Annotated in this window: 22 protein-coding genes and 1 tRNA gene; 17 read left to right on the top strand and 6 right to left on the bottom strand. The window is 55.3% G+C overall.

The features are described 5' to 3' along the window. Positions 1-90: 90 nt before the first annotated feature. The 5 genes from QMZ65_RS21935 (at position 91) to QMZ65_RS21915 (ending at position 4,672) form a co-directional block, all read left to right on the top strand. Positions 91-1,392 carry an anaerobic C4-dicarboxylate transporter gene (locus QMZ65_RS21935; RefSeq protein WP_211729107.1) on the top strand — a complete coding sequence of 434 codons (1,302 nt, stop codon included), beginning with the start codon at positions 91-93 and terminating at the stop codon, positions 1,390-1,392. An 83-nt stretch (positions 1,393-1,475) separates the two neighbouring features. After that, positions 1,476-3,176, top strand: a complete 1,701-nt coding sequence (locus QMZ65_RS21930; RefSeq protein WP_283216685.1) for a protein-disulfide reductase DsbD — start codon at positions 1,476-1,478, stop codon at positions 3,174-3,176. 66 nt (positions 3,177-3,242) lie between these two features. Then, positions 3,243-3,821, top strand: a complete 579-nt coding sequence (gene dicD / locus QMZ65_RS21925; protein ID WP_097119015.1) for a division control transcriptional repressor DicD — start codon at positions 3,243-3,245, stop codon at positions 3,819-3,821. Between the two features lie 190 nt (positions 3,822-4,011). Beyond that, positions 4,012-4,087 (top strand) — tRNA-Phe (locus QMZ65_RS21920). Between the two features lie 255 nt (positions 4,088-4,342). Beyond that, positions 4,343-4,672 (top strand): helix-turn-helix domain-containing protein, encoded by a 330-nt coding sequence (locus QMZ65_RS21915; RefSeq protein ID WP_045831892.1) that lies wholly within the window; start codon positions 4,343-4,345, stop codon positions 4,670-4,672. 195 nt (positions 4,673-4,867) lie between these two features. Here QMZ65_RS21915 and QMZ65_RS21910 read toward each other — a convergent pair whose 3' ends face one another. Together QMZ65_RS21910 and QMZ65_RS21905 are read right to left on the bottom strand one after the other, a co-directional pair. Then, entirely contained in the window at positions 4,868-5,167 is a 300-nt protein-coding gene (locus tag QMZ65_RS21910; RefSeq protein ID WP_034826692.1) for a helix-turn-helix domain-containing protein, read from the bottom strand. Beyond that, complete coding sequence (locus tag QMZ65_RS21905) at positions 5,160-5,519, bottom strand: type II toxin-antitoxin system RelE/ParE family toxin (RefSeq protein WP_034826694.1); 360 nt, start codon at positions 5,517-5,519, stop codon at positions 5,160-5,162. The genes QMZ65_RS21910 and QMZ65_RS21905 overlap by 8 nt, the downstream gene beginning before the upstream one ends. Before the next feature lie 296 nt (positions 5,520-5,815). Between QMZ65_RS21905 and QMZ65_RS21900 the strand changes: the two genes are divergently transcribed. Together QMZ65_RS21900 and QMZ65_RS21895 are read left to right on the top strand one after the other, a co-directional pair. Beyond that, positions 5,816-6,640 (top strand): SDR family oxidoreductase, encoded by an 825-nt coding sequence (locus QMZ65_RS21900; RefSeq protein ID WP_283216684.1) that lies wholly within the window; start codon positions 5,816-5,818, stop codon positions 6,638-6,640. A gap of 329 nt (positions 6,641-6,969) precedes the next feature. Next, positions 6,970-7,665 (top strand): RraA family protein, encoded by a 696-nt coding sequence (locus tag QMZ65_RS21895; RefSeq protein ID WP_097119012.1) that lies wholly within the window; start codon positions 6,970-6,972, stop codon positions 7,663-7,665. 79 nt (positions 7,666-7,744) lie between these two features. Here QMZ65_RS21895 and QMZ65_RS21890 read toward each other — a convergent pair whose 3' ends face one another. Continuing rightward, a complete protein-coding gene (locus QMZ65_RS21890; RefSeq protein ID WP_097119011.1) occupies positions 7,745-8,665 on the bottom strand; it encodes a DMT family transporter in 921 nt (306 codons plus the stop codon). Positions 8,666-8,924: 259 nt separating this feature from the next. On the opposite strand from QMZ65_RS21890, the gene QMZ65_RS21885 reads away from it, so the two are divergent. The 4 genes from QMZ65_RS21885 to QMZ65_RS21870 are packed head-to-tail and all read left to right on the top strand — an operon-like array spanning position 8,925 to position 12,252. After that, positions 8,925-9,764: a transporter substrate-binding domain-containing protein gene (locus QMZ65_RS21885; protein ID WP_283216683.1), complete on the top strand. Its 840-nt coding sequence runs from the start codon at positions 8,925-8,927 to the stop codon at positions 9,762-9,764. Between the two features lie 11 nt (positions 9,765-9,775). Beyond that, positions 9,776-10,477 (top strand): 5-oxoprolinase subunit PxpB, encoded by a 702-nt coding sequence (pxpB, locus tag QMZ65_RS21880; protein WP_502921541.1) that lies wholly within the window; start codon positions 9,776-9,778, stop codon positions 10,475-10,477. Then, positions 10,474-11,460 carry a 5-oxoprolinase subunit C family protein gene (locus QMZ65_RS21875; RefSeq protein ID WP_160834330.1) on the top strand — a complete coding sequence of 329 codons (987 nt, stop codon included), beginning with the start codon at positions 10,474-10,476 and terminating at the stop codon, positions 11,458-11,460. The genes pxpB and QMZ65_RS21875 overlap by 4 nt, the downstream gene beginning before the upstream one ends. Before the next feature lie 21 nt (positions 11,461-11,481). Next, the gene (locus QMZ65_RS21870) at positions 11,482-12,252 is read left to right on the top strand and encodes a 5-oxoprolinase subunit PxpA (protein ID WP_211729105.1); all 771 of its coding nucleotides are present in this window, start codon (positions 11,482-11,484) and stop codon (positions 12,250-12,252) included. A gap of 63 nt (positions 12,253-12,315) precedes the next feature. Here QMZ65_RS21870 and QMZ65_RS21865 read toward each other — a convergent pair whose 3' ends face one another. Further along, positions 12,316-13,518, bottom strand: coding sequence for a pyridoxal phosphate-dependent aminotransferase (locus QMZ65_RS21865; RefSeq protein ID WP_034826708.1), 1,203 nt, complete (start codon positions 13,516-13,518; stop codon positions 12,316-12,318). Between the two features lie 456 nt (positions 13,519-13,974). Between QMZ65_RS21865 and nac the strand changes: the two genes are divergently transcribed. From nac to QMZ65_RS21835, 6 genes are all read left to right on the top strand, one after another. Then, positions 13,975-14,898, top strand: coding sequence for a nitrogen assimilation transcriptional regulator NAC (nac, locus tag QMZ65_RS21860; protein WP_034826712.1), 924 nt, complete (start codon positions 13,975-13,977; stop codon positions 14,896-14,898). Positions 14,899-15,012: 114 nt separating this feature from the next. Next, complete coding sequence (locus QMZ65_RS21855) at positions 15,013-15,429, top strand: acetyl-CoA carboxylase biotin carboxyl carrier protein (RefSeq protein WP_283216681.1); 417 nt, start codon at positions 15,013-15,015, stop codon at positions 15,427-15,429. Positions 15,430-15,560: 131 nt separating this feature from the next. After that, on the top strand, positions 15,561-16,313 hold the full coding sequence (locus QMZ65_RS21850) for an SDR family oxidoreductase (RefSeq protein WP_160868463.1): 753 nt from the start codon (positions 15,561-15,563) through the stop codon (positions 16,311-16,313). A gap of 22 nt (positions 16,314-16,335) precedes the next feature. Beyond that, positions 16,336-17,031 (top strand): amino acid ABC transporter permease, encoded by a 696-nt coding sequence (locus QMZ65_RS21845; protein WP_058961854.1) that lies wholly within the window; start codon positions 16,336-16,338, stop codon positions 17,029-17,031. A gap of 5 nt (positions 17,032-17,036) precedes the next feature. Next, on the top strand, positions 17,037-17,792 hold the full coding sequence (locus QMZ65_RS21840; protein WP_034826721.1) for an amino acid ABC transporter permease: 756 nt from the start codon (positions 17,037-17,039) through the stop codon (positions 17,790-17,792). A gap of 9 nt (positions 17,793-17,801) precedes the next feature. Then, positions 17,802-18,539, top strand: coding sequence for an amino acid ABC transporter ATP-binding protein (locus QMZ65_RS21835; RefSeq protein ID WP_045816006.1), 738 nt, complete (start codon positions 17,802-17,804; stop codon positions 18,537-18,539). A 49-nt stretch (positions 18,540-18,588) separates the two neighbouring features. On the opposite strand, the gene QMZ65_RS21830 is transcribed toward QMZ65_RS21835, so the two are convergent. Both QMZ65_RS21830 and QMZ65_RS21825 read right to left on the bottom strand, forming a co-directional pair. Further along, positions 18,589-19,758 carry a Gfo/Idh/MocA family protein gene (locus tag QMZ65_RS21830; protein ID WP_283216680.1) on the bottom strand — a complete coding sequence of 390 codons (1,170 nt, stop codon included), beginning with the start codon at positions 19,756-19,758 and terminating at the stop codon, positions 18,589-18,591. A 10-nt stretch (positions 19,759-19,768) separates the two neighbouring features. Beyond that, positions 19,769-20,692, bottom strand: a complete 924-nt coding sequence (locus tag QMZ65_RS21825; RefSeq protein WP_283216679.1) for a TIM barrel protein — start codon at positions 20,690-20,692, stop codon at positions 19,769-19,771. Positions 20,693-20,799: the final 107 nt, after the last annotated feature.

Below are 20,799 nucleotides of genomic sequence, written 5' to 3'. Positions count from 1 at the left end.
ACGCCTGTATACAATACGGCGTGCTTTTTTCTTATTGGCGGCTACAACTTTAAGAGTCGAGATTTCCCCCACGGCTCAGGAGCGGAATGAATGGTGTTAGTGGAATTATTGATTGTCCTGCTGGCGATCTGGCTGGGTGCACGTCTAGGCGGCATCGGAATTGGATTTGCCGGCGGATTGGGCGTACTGGTGTTGACGCTGTTCTGCGGCATGAAGCCGGGCGCGATTCCCTTCGATGTGATCGAAATTATCATGGCAGTGATTGCCGCAATTGCCGCGATGCAGATTGCAGGCGGACTCGATTACATGGTCGGTTTGGCCGAGCGCCTGCTGCGCCGTCATCCGCGTTACGTCACCTTCCTCGCCCCACTCGTCACCTATGTGATGACGCTGCTGGCGGGCACCGGACACACTGCGTTCTCGACGCTACCCGTCATCGCTGAAGTGGCCAAAGAGCAAGGTGTACGCCCTTCACGCCCACTGTCGATTGCGGTGGTCGCCTCGCAAATTGCCATTACCGCTTCGCCGCTCTCTGCTGCAGTGGTGTTCTTCGCGTCGATTCTGGAACCGCGCGGTGTCAGCTATCTGGCGCTGCTCGCGGTATCGATCCCGTCCACCATGGCTGCCATCTTCTGTGCCGCCGTGATCACCAGCTTTCTTGGTAGAGAGTTAAAAGAAGACGAGGTGTATCAGGCGCGCTTAGCCAAAGGTGAAGTCACACTGCGCGGAGAACGCGTCTATGACATTAAGCCTGGCGCCAAACGTGCGGTCGGGCTATTCCTGATCGGCATAGCGGCAGTTGTGCTCTACGCCACGGCGATCAGCGACAGCGTTGGATTAATAATTAACCCAGTGCTGCCTCGTAACGAAGCGATTGTGGTGTTTATGCTCACCGTCGCCACACTGATTTGCCTAACCTGCAAAGTCGATACCGGCGAAATCCTCAGCGCCAGTACGTTCAAATCCGGTATGAGTGCCTGTATCTGCGTGATGGGCGTGGCATGGCTAGGCGATACCTTTGTCAAAGCCCACCTGGCGGACATCCAGACTGCGGCTGGCGATATGTTGCAGAGCTACCCGTGGATGCTGGCGTTGATATTATTCTTCGCTGCTACCCTGCTCTATTCACAGGCAGCGACCACCAAGGCGTTGATGCCTGCCGCCCTCATGCTTGGCGTATCCCCTCTCGCCGCCGTTGCCTCCTTTGCCGCCGTCTCAGCCCTGTTCGTGTTGCCGACCTATCCCACCTTATTGGCAGCCGTAGAAATGGATGACACCGGTTCGACCCGAATCGGCAAGTTTGTGTTTAATCACTCCTTTATCATTCCCGGCGTGTTGGCGATTGCCTTCTCCGTGGCATTTGGCTTCCTGTTTGGTAGCCTGATTCTGTAGCGCCGTTACATCCTGAAAACCTCGTGGCGAGGCGGCCGTGCTATCATCGCGGCTCATTTGCCACCGGAGCTGATTACATCCTCATGGCTGCACGACTTTCTCGCCTGATGGGCCTTTGCCTCGCATTGCTGTTTTGCTTTTCAGCACAGGCCAATATCTTCTCACCGAACAATAACAGCCGCTTTGTGCCGGTGGATCAGGCATTTGGCTTCGATTTCAGCCAGCAGGGCAACCAACTCACACTGAGCTGGAAGGTGAAGGACGGCTATTACCTTTATCGTCAGCAGATTCATGTGACGCCGCAAAAAGCACAGATTGCACCGCTCGCTCTGCCGCCAGGACAGCCGCATGAAGATGAGTTCTTCGGCAAGAGCGAAATCTATCCGCAGGATTTACAGGTGCCGATCACTCTGCATCAGGCTGAGTCCGGTGCCACGCTCACGGTGACCTATCAGGGCTGTGCGGCCGCTGGTTTCTGCTACCCGCCCGAAACCCGCTCAGTGCCGCTCACTCCGGTTGCTGCCAATCACGACGCAACCGCCGTTAACGCGCAGCCTGCGCAACAGCGTACGCCACTGCCGTTTTCACCACTGTGGGCGCTGCTGATTGGCATCGGCGTTGCCTTCACGCCGTGCGTATTGCCGATGTATCCGCTGATCTCCAGCATCATTCTCGGTGGCCAGCGTCGCTACTCTGCTGGACGCCTGTTCGCACTGGCGATGGTCTATGTGCAAGGGATGGCGCTGACCTACACCGTGCTCGGCATGGTGGTGGCCGCCGCAGGTTTACGTTTCCAGGCGGCGCTGCAGCATCCTTACGTGTTGATTGGCCTGTCAGCGCTGTTCATCGTGCTGGCGTTGTCAATGTTTGGCCTGTTCTCACTGCAACTGCCTTCCAGTCTGCAAACGCGCCTGACGCTGTGGAGTAATCGTCAGCAAGGCGGTTCATTGCCGGGCGTGTTTATGATGGGCGCACTGGCGGGATTGATCTGCTCGCCCTGCACCACCGCGCCGCTGAGTGCCATTCTGCTGTATATCGCGCAAAGCGGTAATCTGTGGGCCGGTGCGGGCACGCTGTGGCTCTATGCGTTCGGCATGGGCCTGCCGCTGGTTGCCGTAACGATGTTCGGCAACAAGCTGCTGCCGAAAAGTGGCCCGTGGATGCAGAGCGTCAAAGAGGGCTTCGGCTTTGTGATTCTGGCGCTGCCGGTGTTCTTACTGGAGCGTGTAGTGGGTGATGTCTGGGGCTTGCGTCTGTGGAGCCTGCTCGGCGTCGCGTTCTTTGCCTGGGCGTTCAGTCTCAGCCTGCGCGCTAATGGCAAATGGCGCATTCTACAAATCATCATGCTCGCTGCTGCACTGGTGGCCGCTCGCCCGCTGCAGGATTGGGCTTTTGGCAGTAGCGCCAGCGTGCAGTCTGTGGCGCATCTGCCGTTCAAAACCATTGCCAGCAGCGCACAATTGGATAGCGCGCTACAGCAGGCACAAGGCCGCATTACCATGGTCGATCTCTACGCCGACTGGTGCGTCGCCTGCAAAGAGTTCGAGAAGTACACCTTCAGCGATGAAGGCGTGCGTGCCGATTTGAGTCAGGTGCAGTTACTGCAAGCCAACGTCACCGCGAATAACGCGCAGGATAACGCCCTGTTGCAGCATTTACAGGTATTAGGCTTGCCCACCATTCTGTTCTTTGATGCGCAAGGCAAAGAAATCCCTGACTCACGCGTCACCGGTTTCCTTAACGCTGCCGACTTCCGCGCGCATTTGCACAAACTGTCGCGTTAAACGACACTGGTTGCAGGACACTGCCCGTTCGTGCGCGAGCGGGCCCGCACTCCAGAGGAGAGTCACTTGCAACGTGAACAGATTCTTGAGCATGCGCTGAATGTGCTTGAGCAAAGCGGCCTTGCCGCCACCACTTCCCTGCAGCAGTTGGCCGGTGAGACCGGACTTGATGCAGAACATCTTGAACGTTTCTGGCCCGACCGTGACGCATTATTGTATGACGCGCTGCGCTATCACGGTCAGCAGATTGACAGCTGGCGCCGCCAGATACAGCTCAATGAACATCTCACAGCCCAACAAAAATTGCTGGCGCGTTACGACGTGTTAAGTGAGCACGTGAACAAAGGCCGCTTTCCCGGCTGCCTGTTTATCGCCGCCTGCAGCTTCTATCCGCAGCCTGACCAACCCGTACATCAGTTAGCAGAGCAGCAGAAACGCAGCTCATGGCAGTTCACTCATGAAATTCTGGTGGATTTGGCGCTGGATAATCCGACGATGGTGGCCGATCAAATGGAGCTGATTCTCGAGGGTTGTCTGAGCAAGCTGCTAGTGAAACGCAACGTGCAGGATGTGTCCACCGCGCGTCGTCTGGCAGAGGATGTGCTGAGTATCGCGCTGTGCCGACAGAACGGGGCACTGGCCTAAACTTTCGCAGGAGGCCCTTAAGCCCGTGCATCATGCAGGTCACGCAATCCTGAATACTGCTTTACCACCAGCGGGCACGTTGAGATTTTGCACACCCTGCCTGAAAAGCAAGCAATCAGTCACGATTGCTACGCTTTTTTGACGAAAGCCGTTGACGGCTGAAAGCCATTAAGGTTTAATGCGCCCCGTTGCCCGGATAGCTCAGTCGGTAGAGCAGGGGATTGAAAATCCCCGTGTCCGTGGTTCGATTCCGCGTCCGGGCACCAACATTCTGAAAACCCAGCTTATGGCTGGGTTTTTGCTTTTCTGCGTTTGACGTTTTCAAAACTTAATCCCTTAGCCTCCCTCAACTTTATTATGTCCCACTTTAAGGACTTAACTCACCTTTAATCCTCATAAAGTGCTATATAAGGGACTCTACAATACATCCATTTATCATGACAATGATCCGATAGAGTCCTATAATTTGGACATTAAACGCATGACCGACGATAAAGTGTCTACATTGGGACTTTAAAGATATGACTACTCCTTCCGCATCTGCACTGGCTGAAGAAATTGGCCAGCGACTCAAGCAAGCCCGTCTAAATCGTGACTTAACGCAGACGGAGGTTGCTGAGCGCGCAGGTGTTGCACGTAAGTCTGTGCTCAATGCTGAAAAAGGAAAAGTGCCGTTCGATGTCTTTATCGCCATCATGGTAGCGTTGGATCTCACCGAAAAGCTGGAGCTGTTTCTGCCGCGTCAGGAGATATCCCCGATTCAACTTGCAAAGCTGCAGGGTAAACAAAGGCGTAGAGCTTCAGGACAACGAAAAGATAAACCGCTCAGGGAGGAGAAATCAGAATGGTAATGGAAGTTATCAATGTTACCTTTGCACAACAAGAAGTGGGTGCTTTCTGCAAAGCCGCTGTCTTAGATATTTAAACAGCATCAATGAACATAATCGCATCTAGATAAGCTGCAGGATGCCTCACGGCATCCTCAAACGACCTGCAACCGAAAATCTTCACCATTCATCCAAATGAAATAGAGAAACTTATTAATGTCAAAGCAGAAAAGTTCGCCCATCGCCCGTAGGTAGTTCAACGTTCAAGCTCAGCTTTCCGCCTAATGCCTCAACATACTTTTTTAGGCTTGAGAGTTTTATATCATCGCCTCGGGCTTCAATAGCTGCTATGGCTGGCTGTGAAACGCCCATTTTCTCGGCTAACTGTACTTGTGAGAGCTCAAGCTCTTCGCGTAAGTGTCGTAATTGAACCTCAATAATTTTATCCGCGACTTTAGCCTTAATTCTCTTCTGTGATTCTGGAGATCGTTGTGCAATGAGTTCTTCCAGTTTAGGCATGTATTATTCCTCTCAAATGCTTGCTGTATTCTTGATCTGCTAATTTGATCATTGATCGGTAAAACCGCTTCTGATTGATCCCCGTTTTGTCCCCTGCACACAAGACGATCCCCTTCCTTCTGGGATCGAATGCGAAGAACGCCCGAACAGGCCTACCATTACTTTGCACGCGCAATTCTTTCATGTTTGCATATTGAGAGCCGATGATGGTGTCTACATCAGGCCGCCCTAAATGAGGGCCGAAGATTTTCAACACTTCCAGGCTTGCGAGTACATCTTCAATCATTTCATCATCCTGCGCTTTTAGCCACGCTGCAAAATGCTCCGTTGTATCAACGCTCCAGTTGTTCAAAAGTCCCTCACATGAACTGTAGTTTATACGCCTTGGATATAAACTAGAAGTTATATTTGAAACTTACCCTTTTTCAATACCTGAACGCTTAAGTGAGTTTGAAATAATGTTGAACTGAGATACATCGCGAATAAAACTGCAAACAGCCTGCAAAGTGCAGTTAGTCATAGGTCCCGCCCCTAAAGCTCAGAACCCATGAGCAGCATTCATAAGCTCATGCCAATTGGCCCTACAGTCATCAATGGCCTTCCCCGCTATGCTTGCCGCATCACTTATTCCTCAAGGCAGGAGAGACAATGAAAGAAATTATGGTGGTTATTGGCGCGGGTGCGATTGGACAAGCCATCGCGCGTCGCGTGAGTCAGAGCAAAACTGTGCTGCTGGCGGACCTCAATTCGAGAAAATGTGCGGCTGCCGCACAAACCTTACGTGATGCCGGCTTTACGGTAGAAACCAGCCAAGTCGATGTCAGTTCGCGCCAATCGATTCAACATCTGGTGCAGCAGGCCACTGCGCTGGGTGTTATCAAAGGAGTGATTCACTCGGCTGGAGTCTCGCCTTCTCAAGCCAGCCCCGCCACCATTTTACAAGTCGATCTTTACGGTACTGCCGTGGTGCTGGAAGAGTTCGGTCCGCACATGGCGTCAGGCGGTTGCGGAATCGTGATTGCCTCTCAATCCGGCCATCGACTGCCTGCGCTCACGGTTGAACAAAATGAAGCGTTAGCCATCACGCCAACAGAGGATTTGCTCAGCCTGCCATTTTTGCAGAACACCGCTTTCAGTGATCCTCTGTTGGCCTATCAATATGCCAAACGCGGTAACGCTCTGCGGGTTATGGCCGAAGCGACGAAGTGGGGCCAGCGTGGCGCGCGTGTCAACAGCATCAGCCCCGGCATTATCTTTAAACCCTTAGCGAATGATGAGCTAAATGGCCCACGCGGCGCGGGCTATCGCAATATGCTGGCAAAATCACCCGTCGGTCGCGGCGGCACCGCCGACGAAGTTGCAGCGCTGGCAGCCCTCATAATAGGACCAGAAGGCGGCTACATCAGCGGCAGTGATTTTCTGATGGATGGCGGCGTGACGGCATCTTACTGGTACGGTGATTTGAAGCCTTGATTGATTTCCCCGCCGTACATGTCCTTCGGCGGATTAAATATAAAATATGCAATACACCTGACCATACTTTAAATATATCTAGCCATAACCATATCCAATAAAATTATTAATCAGTAAGTTAAATACGGTGTGAATATTATTCCGTGATCCTGATTTTGTTAGCTGTAACAACGCATTCGTAACACATCACTAATCCTTTACACTCTCCTGAATTCAGAAAATCATTCATCACATGATCATCTACAAATAAAGTTAAATTTATTAACCGGCGAAATTTGCTGGTCATCCTTTATCGATCACAAGTTAATAACCCTGACAGGAGAAATAAAATGACCGCAGGAAATCGTATTTATTTACGCCGTCCCTCCGATGCTGAACCCTTACTGGAAGCGTTCCGCCGTTTACCCGCGGCGGTAGTCGCCGACTGCATGAGTCGCTTGCCTGCGCTATCGGCAGAGATCAGCCTGAAAACGGCGCCTAAAACCCCCATCATGTGCGGCCTGGCGGTGACGGTAAAAGCGCGCTCTGGCGATAACCTGATGTTGCATAAAGCGCTGGATATGGCCGGGCCGAACGATGTGATCATCCTGTCGAATGAGGGCGATCGTAGCCAATCGCTGATGGGCGAAGTGATGGCCACTTATGCCAGACAGCGCGGTATGGAAGGCATCGTGCTGGACGGCCCGGTGCGTGATATTGAGGGCTTATCACGTATGGATTTCCCGATTTATGCCGCCGGACATACGCCAGGTGGCCCTTTCAAAGATGGCCCAGGCGAAATCAACGTGCCGATTGCCTGCGGTAAAATTCACGTTTCACCTGGCGATATCGTATTAGGCGATGCCGACGGCGTGATCGTCATTCCCCGGCAGGATGCCGCGCGCATTCTCGAAGCGGCACAAGCTTACCTGATTGTTGATGAGCATAACTTTGAGCTGGCGAAAACCGGTTCACTGGAACGCGGTTGGCTGGCAGAAGCACTGCAAAACAAGCAGGTAGAAATTATCGATGATGTTTATCGATAAGCGCACGAGCGCTGTGTTATCCAGGTCGCCCGCTATGGCGACCTGGTATTGCAAACTGCGCAGCGGCTAACACACCGCATCACGGTGTACTGCTCACCATCGCCAATTTGCGCTGACGGTTTTCACGCCATACCGCAAAGATTCCTGCCAGTGCCACAATCGATGCACCGAAGAGGGTTGTCGTGCCTGGCAGACTATTAAGGAACAGATAGCCAATCAGCATCGACCACACCAGCGTAGTGTAATCAAACGGTGCCAGCAGCGAGGCATCAGCATAGCGCAGGCTGAGTGTCACCAGAATCTGTGCCAGACCGCCAAATAAACCACAGCCCACCAACAGCAGCCACTGCAAGCCAGTGGGCTTTATCCAGCCGAAAAATACCGTTGCCAGGCCAATCAACGTCGTCATCAGCGAAAAATAGAACACGATCGCGCCCGGTTTTTCGATGCCATTCAAAAAACGGATTTGCACATTCGAGGTGGCCGTACAGAGTGCGGCAATCAATGCAAAAGCAACACCAAGGCTGGCCGTGGTACTGCTGGCGCCACCTGCCGGCACGCCGCCGCTAGCCGCAAGACTGGAGGAGAGCATAATCAGTATGCCCGACAATCCCACCACCACGGCCACCCAGCGCGACACGCGCACCCGTTCCTTCAATAGCATCGCCGCCATGATTACTGTGAAAAGCGGTGCGGCGTAACTCAGTGCCGTGGCATCAGCCAGCGAGATATACACCAGCGCCAGATAGTTAAAATACATGCCGCCTGTGCCGGAGAAACCGCGAATGAAATGGCCAAACAAATTGCGCGTTTTGAGATTCTCCAGCACGTTCCCCTGCACTCTCAGCCAGATTAACAGGGGAAATAGCGCGATAAAGCTGCGGAAAAAAATCACTTCGCCGGTGGGGATAGCACCGTTCAGACCTTTAACACAGGCCAGCATCAGCGTAGCGCTGAGTGCGGCGAATATCTTTAATAACACGCCTAATCGGGGATTCATGCTCTCACTCTTCTCTCTCTACCACGTGCAATCGGCGGGGTTGCCGAGAGGACAACGCGGCTTACACTAAGGAGAAAAATGTGCGCTGGATAACACTTTTTCGCTCTGCCTGAATAGAAATAACTTATCGCCATCGGTCATATCATTTCCCTATTGCATAACACGCTTTCCCTCTTTTTCGCCGCAAAACAAAGCCGATATAGTCCAGAAAAGCGAGATTTTGCGCTCCCAAGCAGTATCCACCATTGAGGGAAAGCACATGACCATGAAAAGAGTGACCACCATTGGCTTGGCACTGCTGCCGTTGCTGGCTGTTTCGGCGGCGCAGGCAGATATGATGGCGAACATTAAATCGAGCGGTGAATTGAAATGCGCCGTTTACTCCGACGTACCGCCCTTCTCTTCGCCGGATCCACAAACGCGCCAGCTGGCTGGCATGGATATCGACCTGTGTCACGCTCTGGCCAAGCAGATGAACGTCAAACTGACTCTGGTGCCGACCTCTGTTGAAGCGCGTATCGCGGTGATCGCCACCGGCCGTGCCGATGTGTTGATTGCTAACCTGGCCTACACCAAAACGCGTGGTAATCAGATCCAGTTCAGCGATCCTTACTACGTGGCGAAAGAGATGCTGCTGGTGAAAGCGCCGCTGGCAGATAAACCACTGGACTATTTCAAAGGCAAACGTATCAGCGCCACCAAGGGCACCACGTCAGAGCAATCGATCCACATCAAAGGCGGTAAAGCCGTCACCTTCCAGGATTCTGCCTCCGCCTTCCTGGCGCTGGAGCAGAACAAATCGGTGGGCTTTGTCACTAACACCATGACCGGGATGAAAACCATCGCCCAGGCGAAAAAAGACGGCATCAATCTGGCGATGGTGAAAGAGCCGATGGCGCTGGAACCGATTGGTGTCGGCATGAAAAAGGATGAACCGGCCCTGCTGGCCAGCGTTAACAGCGGCCTGAAAGCGATGGACGACGATGGCACCATCGACAAAATCTGGAACACCTGGATTGGGCCAAATACCGAATACAAAATGGTGCGCGAAGAGCGCGTACAGCCGCTCTCCAGCCTGAAATTTGAACCACTGGAATAATCATGCCCGTGATGTCGCACTCTGATATCCAGCCCGCCAACGCACCCGCGCTGGCTTGTTCCTCTGCGATCGCCCTTTCCACCATTGGCGCCCGTGCGTGGCTGGTGGAAGCACCGGGCGGATTCGATCTCTCCGCTCAACGCCGCATCTGGTCACTGGCACGTTTGCTGCAGTCGGATGCGGCGGTTGAAGCCTTGATCCCCGGCGTCACTAATCTGCTGGTGCTGTTCCGACACATCCCCGAGGACGAAGCCGCCGTTCGTGCTTCGCTGCATGCCGCCTGGGATCAGGCACAGGCGATTAGCCCTCAGGGCAAACTGATTGAAATCCCGGTCTATTACGGCGGCGAGCACGCCACCGATCTGGATGCGGTTTGTCGTCACACCGGGTTCAGCGCACGCGAAGTGGTGCGCCGTCACCATCAAAGCGAATACACCGTGTTTGCTCTTGGCAGCGCGCCGGGATTTGGTTACTTGCATGGGCTCGATCCGCAATTAGCCACGCCACGCAAGAAAGTCCCCTCGCTCAGCATGTTGAAAGGCACCGTTACCATTGGCGGCGCCCAGGCCGGTGTTTCAGCGCTGACCGGCCCCAACGGCTGGAACGCCATCGGTTTTGCCGAGCTGGAAGTGTTTGATCCAATGGCAGAATCCCCCGCGCTAATGGCACCGGGCGATCGTATCCGTTTTCTGCCGCAGAGGATTGAACTGTGATCGAAATTGAACAGAGCGGCGCCCTGAACACGGTTCAGGATCTGGGGCGTTTCAACTTCCGCCATATGGGCGTCTCGGTGAGTGGTGTGATGGATCCGCTGGCACTGCGCGCCGGAAATCTGCTGCTCGGCAATGAAGAAAATGCCGCCGCCATTGAAGTTCAGCTGTTCCCATTTCGTGTGCGTTTTTTGCAGGACAGCAGCATTGCGGTAACAGGTGCGGATTGTCGCGCCACTTTAGACGGTGCGCCGTTGCCGCCCTGGTGGGGCTGCGGCGTGCGTGCCGGACAGGTGCTGGAAATGCGTTACCCGCGCAGTGGCGCACGGGGTTATCTCTGTATAGCAGGCGGCATTGATGTGCCAATGGTGCTGGGTTCGCGCAGCACGGCACTTCGTGGTGGCTTTGGTGGCCTGGAAGGCCGCCCGCTGCAGCGTGGCGATCGGTTGGCGCTGGGTGAAACACAGGCATCCCCGTTGCCCAGCAGCGGTATTGGCATTGAGCCGCCCGACAGCGCCCTGCGTGCACATTTCCCGCGTAACAGCGCAGGTGAGATTCAGCTGCGCGCCATTCCATCCGGCGAATATCCCTTGTTTGCTGCCGATGCCGGTCGCTTCTGGCAGCAATCATGGCAGGTCTCCAATCAAAGCAATCGCACCGGATATCGACTGGCGGGCGATCCGATTTTCCCGTCAAAAACCATTGAGATGCGTTCTTACGGGTTGATTCCCGGCATTGTGCAGGTGCCGCCTGGCGGCGAGCCGATCATTCAGCTCAGCGATGCCAACACGGCGGGCGGTTATCCCAAGATCGCCGGGGTGATTGAGCAGGATCTGTGGCGTTTAGGACAGGTATTACCCGGCCAATCGATCCAGCTGATCCAGAGCGATACGCGTGAGGCGATCGCCATTGATCAGGAAGTCACACGCTGGCTGAGCCGCTTACGTGTGAGCTGCCCACCGCTGCGTAAAGCGTTAACCGCATAATTTTCCGAAGGAACCCAAACCATGAAGATTGATGTGAACTCCGATATGGGCGAAGGCTTCGGCGTTTATCAACTGTGCGATGACGCCGCGCTGATGAAAGTGGTCTCCTCAGCTAATATCGCCTGCGGATTCCACGCCGGCGATCCGGCGATCATGACCCGAATGGTGCGACTGGCGAAAGAGAATCGTGTCGGCATTGGTGCGCATCCTGGCTTGCCCGATCGCCAGGGCTTTGGTCGTCGCGAGCTGCCGTTCAGTGCCGAAGAGATCTGCCAGCAGGTCGCTTATCAACTCGGCGCGCTGACAGCGATTGCTCAGGCAGAAGGCACGAAGGTGTCGCACTTCAGCTTCCACGCTGCGATGGGCAATATCGTCAATCGCGACGAGGCATTAGCGCAGCAGGTCATGACGCTCGTCGCCCGTATCAATGCGGATCTGATTGTGTTCGCACAACCCGATACCATCATTGAGCGAGCGGCACAGGCAGCGGGCCTGAAAACCCTGACGCTGTTCCTCGCCGACCGCGCTTACGATGCACAGGGCCGTTTAGTGCCGCGTGGCATTGCCGGCTCGGTGATCAAAGAGGAAGCGGCGCTGCGTGCCCGCGTGCGGCAGTTCCTGCAGCATGGCACCGTCACCACCTTCGAAGGGGAAGTGATAGCCGTGCGTGCCCGGTCGATCCTGGTGCACAGCGATACGCCAGGCTCACTGGCCCTCGCCACCATCGTACGCAGTGAAATCGAAGCCAGCGGCCATCAGGTGGCGCCGGCGGCAGAGGTGCTTGCTCAATAAGTTTTTTGAATTGCCCAAATAAAAATGGCTGCCCCATCGGCAGCCATTTTTTTCGCCTTTCGTTTAACGGCAGCCAGCGCAGAATGCCGCAATACGATCGCAGCCCGTCTCTAAGCGCTCCATGCTGGTGGCGTAGGACAAGCGGAAATACGGGCTCATGCCATAAGCCGCACCCTGCACCGTCACCACATGCTGCTCTTCAATCAGCGCCAGCACAAAATCGGCATCGTTGCTGATGAAGCGTCCACCGGCACTGGTCTTGCCGATCAGCCCTTCAATGTTCACAAACAGATAAAATGCGCCTTCTGGCTTATGGCAGCGCAGGCCATCAATCGAGGTCAGACGCTCCAGCACGTAATCACGACGTTCACGGTAAATGCGTGCGCGCTCCTGCAACAGATCTTGTGGACCTTCCAGCACCGCCACCGCTGCCGCCTGCGTCAGGGTACAGACGCCGCCGCTGTTCTGGGTGTTCACATTGCTCATGGCTTTAATTAATGGCGCAGGACCACCGCAAAAGCCCAGACGCCAGCCTGTCATCGAATAGGCTTTCGATACGCCGTTCACCGTCAGTACACGGTCATACAGGCGCGGTTCAACCTGCGCCAGGGTATAGAAACGCACATCGTCATAGATCAGATGTTCATAGATATCATCCGTCATAATCCACACCTGTGGATGGCGCAGCAGCACGTCACCCAGCGCCTGCAACTCGGCTTTGCTAGCCACCGAACCGGTTGGGTTGCTCGGATAGTTCAGCAGCAGCCATTTGGTCTTGTCAGTGATCGCCGCATCCAGATCCGCTGGCAGTGGTTTAAAGCCATTCTCCTGCGCACACGGCAGCGGCACCGGAACACCACCGGCAAATTTCACGATATCGGCATAGCTGATCCATGACGGTGTGGGGATCACCACTTCGTCGCCCGGATTGATGGTCGCCAGGATGGCGTTAAAGATGATCTGCTTAGCGCCACCGGCCGTCAGAATCTGGCTGACGTCATACTCCAGTTGGTTATCCCGTTTGAATTTCAGCTGGATAGCTTTGCGCAGCGCAGGCGTACCGTCGGTCGGTGGATAGCGCGTGTCGCCCGCGCGTGCAGCGGCGTAGGCGGCTTCAATCGCATGTTCCGGCGTGGGGAAATCCGGTTCGCCGGTAGAAAGTGCTACCACATCAACGCCCTGCGCCGCGAGATCGCGCGCTTTTTGGGTCATGGCAACGGAGGCGGAAACGGTCACATTCTTTAAACGATCGGCTATCTCGGGCATGTTCAATCCTGGGTTCGGGGGATGTCAGTTTTCCCTGAGCATAGGATTAGGGCCGAAGCCACGGATAATAGTGCTTTGTTGTGGTGATATAACACAAAGCGATGACTGGACCGACTGCACACTTCTGCCATAAAGGCGGCAGATTGACTCAGAATTGCGCGACAGGTCACGCCCGCACGCCTGACGGGATGTTAATAAAGTGTTACTTTCTTTCCCAGATTACATCCCGAACCCACGATTTTCCTTGCCCGTCACTGGCAATGCTGATGGGTCAACTGCACTCATTCGGTGCAGCGCTGCATTTTTCAACACCCGCCATGCCGGCGGCTCACTAGCTCAGCACCAGCCTCAGGAGGCCCGGTAGCCGTACCCTCCTGTCTGAGTTCAATAACGAAAGCTTATCCTGGCATCAACTTTGCTTGATGAGCATATGCGTTCTGTTTGAGGGAAGTGTCCATGAATCTTCGTCGCCTGAAGTACTTTGTTAAAATTGTTGACGTCGGAAGCCTGACGCAAGCTGCCGATATCCTGCATATAGCCCAACCCGCGTTGAGCCAGCAGCTGGCTACGCTGGAAGGTGAAGTCAATCAACAGCTGTTGATTCGCACCAAACGCGGTGTCACGCCTACTGAAGCCGGGAAAACACTCTATTCCCATGCACAGTCCATTTTGCGCCAGTGCGAACAGGCGCAAAGTGCGATTGATCTGGTCGGCGCTGCGCTGAGTGGCAGCGTTTCCGTCGGGCTGGCACCGGGCACAGCGGCGCAAAACCTGGCGCTACCGCTGATGATGGAAGTGCAGCAGCAGCATCCTGGCATCGTGCTCTATTTTAACGAGAACTTCGGCACCACCCTGAGCGAGCTGATCATGAACGGGCGTATGGATATGGCGGTGATTTACGATCATCGCACCATCCATGGCCTGCGCTTCATGCCGCTGATGAAAGAAGATCTGTGCTTCGTTTGTCCGTTCAGCCTGGCAAAACCGGTGAAAGAGATCCCGCTGTCACAGGTCGCGCAATATGATCTGTTCCTGCCACGTATCTATAACATCATGCGCAAAGTGCTGGATGACGCCTTCGTGCAGAACAATCTGCAGTACCGCGTGAAGTGCGAAATTGAGTCGCAAACCACCCTGAATGCGGCGTTGAGTGCCGGTCTGGGCACCACCATCATGCCGGAATCCGCCGCACGCGCGATGCTGAAAAATGGGGATACCTGGATGGCGAAGATCATCGAGCCGGATGTGCAGGCTTCGCTGTCGTTCTGCATGTCAGATCATCTGCCGCTGTCCCAGCCTGCTGAAGCAGTGAAATCCATTTTGCTGTCGCTAATGTCGCGCCGCAACGTGGAGAATCATCCACTGACCCTGGTGGGATAAGACCCGCTTATCACCGCAAAGCGAAACCCTCTTACTGCCCGTCTGACGAACGCGCTAGATTGATTCGGTCTGTTGCCCGCTTCGGCGGGCTTGTTTCGCTTTGACGGGAACCCCATGGAAAAAACTGCGATACCGCTGCCGACGCTGCGTGCGTTGGCGCGCAAGATGCAACGATCCGGCCTTAGCAGCCTGGCGTTAGAGGGCAAACAGTGGTCGGTGCGTCTGACGTTTGACCCGCCCTCCTTCTCATCCCCAACGGAGATCCCGACGCAAGCGTGCCCGCCCGTGACGCATCGCATTGGCGCGCCCCTGCCCGGCACACTGCTGCGTCGCCATCCACACAGCCAGCAAGATTTTGTCCAGCCTGGACAGCAGGTAGAACCTCAGGATCTGCTGGCGATGGTGCAGGTCGGCCTCCTGTACGTGCCGGTGCTCAGTCCCTGCAAAGGGCGGGTGCAGCCATTCCCCTCTGCAACGCGATCTGCGGTTGAATATGATGAAGAAATTCTTATTCTTCAATCAGATAATTAATCATTAATCCGGTTATAAGGGGCTCTTATCGCCTCACAGTTTTTATGTCTTATGCCCTTGCGGCATAACTGCATAAAGTCAAAAAAGACCCATTACGCCGGACGCACACCTGGCGAGACGAGGAAACACAAATGCCATTCTCAGATTACAAAACCGCGCTGGTGACCGGCGCATCGGCTGGTATGGGCGAAGCGATTGTTGAGCGCCTGTGCAAAGAAGGGATCACCGTGCACGCGGTGGCACGTCGTAAAGAGCAACTGGCCGCGCTGGCCGATCGCACTGGCTGCATCCCGCATGCCGTGGATGTCAGTGACGTCAATGCGCTGACCGCGCTGTGCAAAGACCTGGAAATCGATATCCTGGTCAACAATGCAGGTCTCTCTCATCCTGGTTCGATTCTTGATGCCGACGAAAACGTGGTAGAAACCCAGGTCGATGTCAATCTGCGTGCCGTGCTGCACCTGTGCCGCTTGCTGGTGCCGGGCATGATGGCGCGTGACCGTGGCCACGTGTTCAACATCACCTCGATTGCCGCCATCTACAACTTCAACGGCAACTCGGTGTATCACGCCACCAAAGCCGGGGTGCATGCCCTGTCACGCCAGCTGCGCGTTGACTGCTATGGCAAACGTGTGCGCATCACCGAAATCTGCCCAGGCCGCGTCGCCACTGATATTTTCGGCAACGTTTCAGGCGATCACGATGAGGCGCGTCGCCGCTTTATCGATGGGTTCGAACTGCCGCAGGCCAAAGATATTGCCGACTGCGTGGCCTTTGCGCTGTCTGCGCCAGTCGCCGTCAACATCGGCAACATCGAAATTACCCCGACGCTGCAGGTGCCGGGCGGTCTTTCCACTATGCGACCGGGCGACCGCACCGCGTAAAACCGTACAATGAGGTAACTGTATGGCACTTGATTTCAGCAGTGTGATAACCGGCCATTACGGCCAGATGATCGTTGACGGAACGGTGGTCACCCTTGAACTGGCATTGGGTGCCTGGCTGCTGGCGATGGTTCTCGCCCTGCTATTGGTGGTGGTCCGCCTGACGGAGAATCGTCTTGCCGTTGGGCTGGTTAAGGCGTATGTCTCCTATCACCGCAATGTGCCCACGCTGATTCAGTTGATGATGTGGTACTTCGCGATCCCCACCCTGCTGCCGGAATCGCTGCAGATGATGATCGTTGACTACAACGCCGAGTTTTTATTTTCTCTTATCGCGCTCGGGCTGTGTCAGGCCGCTTACTTCTCTGAAGATATCCGTAGCGGCCTGCGGGCCATTCCAGACGGACAGAATGAGGCCGCCCGCGCGCTTGGCATGAGCTATGTCCGCGCCATGCACTCGGTGATTTTGCCGCAGGGTGTGCGCAATGCGCTGCCATCCGTGGTCAATCACACCGTGCTGCTGTTCAAAAACACCAGTCTGGCAATGGTGATTGGCGTGGCAGACCTCACCTATGTGACGCGTGATATCGAGAATCAAACCTTCCGTACCTTCGAATCCTACTTAGTGGCAACCGTGGGTTACCTGTTCTTCTCCCTGCTGCTGATGGGCTTGGGCGCGCTGCTGGCCCGCCGCTTCCAGCGCGTTTACGCGAGGTAATGGCGATGTTTGAGATCTTCACCATTTTGCATGACAACGGCATGCTGCTGTTAATGGGCCAGTATCCTAACGGTCCGCTGGGCGGCGTACTCTGTACGCTTTTGATCTCCGTGCTGGCAGTACTGCTGGCCTTCCCCATCGGTGTGTTGCTCGGCCTGGCGCGTCTGTCGCCGTGGCGCTGGCTGAGCTGGCCCGCCACCTGTTGGGTGTATCTGCTGCGCGGCATTCCGCTGATGATGGTGGTGTTCTGGACCTACTTCTGCGTCCCGTTGCTGATTGGCCACAACATCAGCGGCTTCGCCACCATGCTGTGTACGCTGGTGATTTACGAAAGCGCCTACATCGCTGAGATCGTGCGTGGCGGCATTCAGGCACTGCCGCACGGCCAGTATGAAGCGTCACGCGCGCTGGGTATGAGCCACCTGAAAACCCTGCGTTTAGTGATTCTGCCGCAGGCGCTGTTTAACACTTTGCCGAGCCTGGTGAGCCAGCTGGTTTCGATCATCAAAGACTCCACGCTCGGCTACGTGATTAACGTGCCGGAGCTGACCTTTGCCGCTAATCAGGTCAGCAATCAACTGCTGACCAAACCGTTCCAGGTGTTCGCCATTGTGGCGCTGAGCTACTACATCATCTGCTTCAGCCTCACCTGGCTGGCTAACAAACTTGAAGCGCATATTGCGCAGAAACGTCGCCAACCGCCGCAGGCGAATCCCAGCGTAGCGCCCGCGGTGATGCTGACTAAAACCTCTTCGCAATAAGGAACCACTATGAGCCCGATGATCATGTTTAACCAAGTCAACAAATGGTACGGCGCGTATCAGGCGCTGACTGACCTGAGCGCCGAAATCAATACCGGTGAAGTGGTGGTGGTGTGCGGTCCTTCCGGGTCGGGGAAATCCACCTTGATCCGCACCGTTAATCGCCTGGAACCGATTGATAATGGCCAGATCGTGTTTGATGGCACCGACATTCACGGCAGCAGTACACGCCTCAACCATCTACGCACCCGCATTGGATTTGTGTTTCAGAGCTTCAACCTGTTCCCCCACGTCTCGGTGGCAGAGAACATCATGATGTCACCCATGAAAGTATTGGGCGTGAAGCGTGCCGAAGCGCGTAAACAAGCGGGTGAGTTGCTGGAGCGCGTTGGCTTATCACACAAAGCAGACGCCTATCCGGCGCAGTTGTCTGGCGGCCAGCAGCAGCGCGTGGCGATTGCACGTGCGCTGGCAATGAAGCCGCCGGTGATGCTGTTTGATGAACCGACCTCGGCACTCGATCCTGAAATGGTCGGTGAAGTGTTATCGGTGATGCGCAGCCTGGCGCAGGAAGGGATGACGATGATGTGCGTGACGCACGAGATGAATTTCGCGCGTGAAGTGGCGGACACCATCTGGTTTATGGATCAGGGGCAAATTCTGGAAAAATCGACGCCAGAGAAGTTCTTCACCCAACCGCAGCACCCACGTGCCCAGCGCTTCCTGAGCGATTTGCGTTCGCATTGATGCATCCCGGTCGGCAGAGCCGCCGACCGGTTTGTTGACTTCATCTCAATCAGCAATCCACCCACACCGCACCGGCATCCGCTGACTTCACGCACTGCTCTACCCAACGCACGCCCATCAATCCGGCATGCACATCGGGATACCAGAAGTCAGCCAGAAACGCCTCATCACCGCGATCGGTGGCATCCATCGCCAGCGCAAAACGGCGATAGAGATTCGACCAGGCTTCAAACAGCCCTTCCGGATGGCCGCCGCCGATACGGTCATCAGCCAGCGCACTTTTGTGCAGATAGCCCATACCACGCTCCAGAATCTGCAGCGGCTCACCCTGCACTTCATAGCGCAATTGGTTCGGCTGCTCATCCCACCACTCCAGACTGGCCTTCTCACCAATCACCCGCACTTTCTGGCCGTGCATCGAGCCACAGTTCACTGCCGAGGCCCACATGGTGCCAACCGCGCCGTTGTCGTACTCCATCATCACAAAGGCGTTATCTTCCAGCGGCGCACGGGTTTTCACGAAGCTCTGGCGGCTGCACAACAGACGTTTCACCTGCAGTTTCGGCACCATGGTTTCGGCGATAAACAGCGGGTGCGTCGCCAGATCGCCCAGCACATAGCTGGGGCCAACAAAGCGTGGATCGACGCGCCACCTGGTGCTTTCGTTTTGCAGTTCGACCGCTTCGTTATGGAAACCGTGCGCGAACTGCATATTGATAATGCGGATCTCACCCAGCAGCCCTTCCGCGATCATCTCGCGCGCCTGTTGGATCAGCTGATGGCCGGCATAACCGTAAGTCACACCGATGATCTTCTTCTTCTCGGCGCAGAGTTTTTCCAGCTCGTCCGCTTCTTCCGTGGTGAAGCACAGCGGCTTCTCACACACCACATGCAGACCGGCATTGAGTGCCGCACGGCAAATGATGAAGTGGGTATTGTTCGGCGTGGCAATCGAAACGGCTTCGATGCCGTCTGCACGCGCCGCTTCCGCCGCAAACATCGTTTCATAATCCGGATAGCAGCGATTTGCGTCGACGCCCAGTGATACGCCAAACGCACGACCGCGTTCGGCGTTAAGATCAAATGCGCCCGCCTGCAACACAAAGTTGCCATCACGCAGTGCCGATGAACGATGGATGTAGCCAATCTGACTGGTACCGCCGCCGCCCACCATGCCCCAGCGCAGTGAACGATCCAGAGCTTTAATGCCGTTAATCATGATGATCTCCTCAGAATCCGACCGATTGCAGGTAGTGAAGGCTGGCAGTGACGTCGCGCAGGCTAGTGTCGGCGTTGCGCGGATCGCGCTCCTGCTCGATGGTGATCCAGCCCTGATAGTTGCGCTCAGCGAGAAACGCGCGCACTGCCGGATAATCAATCGCGCCTTTGCCAATCGGGCACATCACCCCTTCGGCGCAGGCGGCAAAGAAGTCCACGCCACGCGCAATCACATCGCGCCAGACTGCGTCATTCACATCTTTAAAATGCAGGTAATCGATGCGATCCCAGTAACGGCTCAGATAAGGGATCGGATCCATACCGGAGTAGTAGAGATGCCCGGTGTCGAGACACAAACCGGCTACCTCGTGTGGAATGTCCTGCACCAGTTGCTCCAGCTCGTCGGCGAACTCAATACAGCCGCCCGCATGCGGATGGATCACCGCGCGCACGCCATACTCATCCCAGGCAATCTGGCTCAGGGTGGTGATGTGCTGCATCATGCGCTGCCACTCTTCACTGGAGTGGCGCGGCGCTTTATCTAACTGCCCGGCAAATCTGGCACGCTCAGGGTTACCGAAATCGATAATCACCAGGTAAGGTGCGGGCAGATTATCCGCGTGGGTTTTCTCGGCAGTAGGAACCTGCGACAGGTTGCGACAGATGTTGTGTGTCAGTTCAACCATCGCCGGGAAATTGGCTTCGCTGACCAGATCGTCAAAGATCGTGCCCGCCACCAGTGAAAGCTGATGGGCTTCCAGCTGGTGACGCAGTTCAGCGGCATCGGTCGGCAGATAGGTCCACGGACCCAGCTCAATGCTTTTGTATCCGGCCTGAGCGGCTTCCGACAGGACTTTCTGCCAGGGCGGCAGGAAAGGGTTTTTAGGATCGTCGACACCCCAGCTGCAGGGCGCATTAGCAATGTGAATCGTCATGATCGTTCCTTGCGGTGTTGGATAGCGCAAGTATCAAATAAAAATTTCACCCACAGCAATCATGAAACATTCATTTTTTGATAGCGATCATGTTATTTTTTATCATT

It is taken from the genome of Pantoea sp. EABMAA-21 (genome assembly GCF_030053335.1).
GTDB classification, from domain to species: Bacteria; Pseudomonadota; Gammaproteobacteria; order Enterobacterales; family Enterobacteriaceae; genus Pantoea; species Pantoea communis.
The sequence above is the reverse complement of the archived record's forward strand: the minus strand, read 5'-3'. Positions and strand labels throughout refer to the sequence as shown.

Excerpts from the sequence above, each read along its gene's own strand:
- QMZ65_RS21935 (WP_211729107.1), top strand. The coding sequence starts at position 91 with ATGGTGTTAGTGGAATTATTGATTGTCCTGCTGGCGATCTGGCTGGGT.
- QMZ65_RS21930 (WP_283216685.1), top strand. The coding sequence starts at position 1,476 with ATGGCTGCACGACTTTCTCGCCTGATGGGCCTTTGCCTCGCATTGCTG.
- QMZ65_RS21915 (WP_045831892.1), top strand. The coding sequence starts at position 4,343 with ATGACTACTCCTTCCGCATCTGCACTGGCTGAAGAAATTGGCCAGCGA.
- QMZ65_RS21910 (WP_034826692.1), bottom strand. The coding sequence starts at position 5,167 with ATGCCTAAACTGGAAGAACTCATTGCACAACGATCTCCAGAATCACAG.
- QMZ65_RS21900 (WP_283216684.1), top strand. The coding sequence starts at position 5,816 with ATGAAAGAAATTATGGTGGTTATTGGCGCGGGTGCGATTGGACAAGCC.
- QMZ65_RS21895 (WP_097119012.1), top strand. The coding sequence starts at position 6,970 with ATGACCGCAGGAAATCGTATTTATTTACGCCGTCCCTCCGATGCTGAA.
- QMZ65_RS21890 (WP_097119011.1), bottom strand. The coding sequence starts at position 8,665 with ATGAATCCCCGATTAGGCGTGTTATTAAAGATATTCGCCGCACTCAGC.
- QMZ65_RS21885 (WP_283216683.1), top strand. The coding sequence starts at position 8,925 with ATGACCATGAAAAGAGTGACCACCATTGGCTTGGCACTGCTGCCGTTG.
- pxpB (WP_502921541.1), top strand. The coding sequence starts at position 9,776 with ATGTCGCACTCTGATATCCAGCCCGCCAACGCACCCGCGCTGGCTTGT.
- QMZ65_RS21870 (WP_211729105.1), top strand. The coding sequence starts at position 11,482 with ATGAAGATTGATGTGAACTCCGATATGGGCGAAGGCTTCGGCGTTTAT.
- QMZ65_RS21865 (WP_034826708.1), bottom strand. The coding sequence starts at position 13,518 with ATGCCCGAGATAGCCGATCGTTTAAAGAATGTGACCGTTTCCGCCTCC.
- nac (WP_034826712.1), top strand. The coding sequence starts at position 13,975 with ATGAATCTTCGTCGCCTGAAGTACTTTGTTAAAATTGTTGACGTCGGA.
- QMZ65_RS21855 (WP_283216681.1), top strand. The coding sequence starts at position 15,013 with ATGGAAAAAACTGCGATACCGCTGCCGACGCTGCGTGCGTTGGCGCGC.
- QMZ65_RS21850 (WP_160868463.1), top strand. The coding sequence starts at position 15,561 with ATGCCATTCTCAGATTACAAAACCGCGCTGGTGACCGGCGCATCGGCT.
- QMZ65_RS21845 (WP_058961854.1), top strand. The coding sequence starts at position 16,336 with ATGGCACTTGATTTCAGCAGTGTGATAACCGGCCATTACGGCCAGATG.
- QMZ65_RS21840 (WP_034826721.1), top strand. The coding sequence starts at position 17,037 with ATGTTTGAGATCTTCACCATTTTGCATGACAACGGCATGCTGCTGTTA.
- QMZ65_RS21835 (WP_045816006.1), top strand. The coding sequence starts at position 17,802 with ATGAGCCCGATGATCATGTTTAACCAAGTCAACAAATGGTACGGCGCG.
- QMZ65_RS21830 (WP_283216680.1), bottom strand. The coding sequence starts at position 19,758 with ATGATTAACGGCATTAAAGCTCTGGATCGTTCACTGCGCTGGGGCATG.
- QMZ65_RS21825 (WP_283216679.1), bottom strand. The coding sequence starts at position 20,692 with ATGACGATTCACATTGCTAATGCGCCCTGCAGCTGGGGTGTCGACGAT.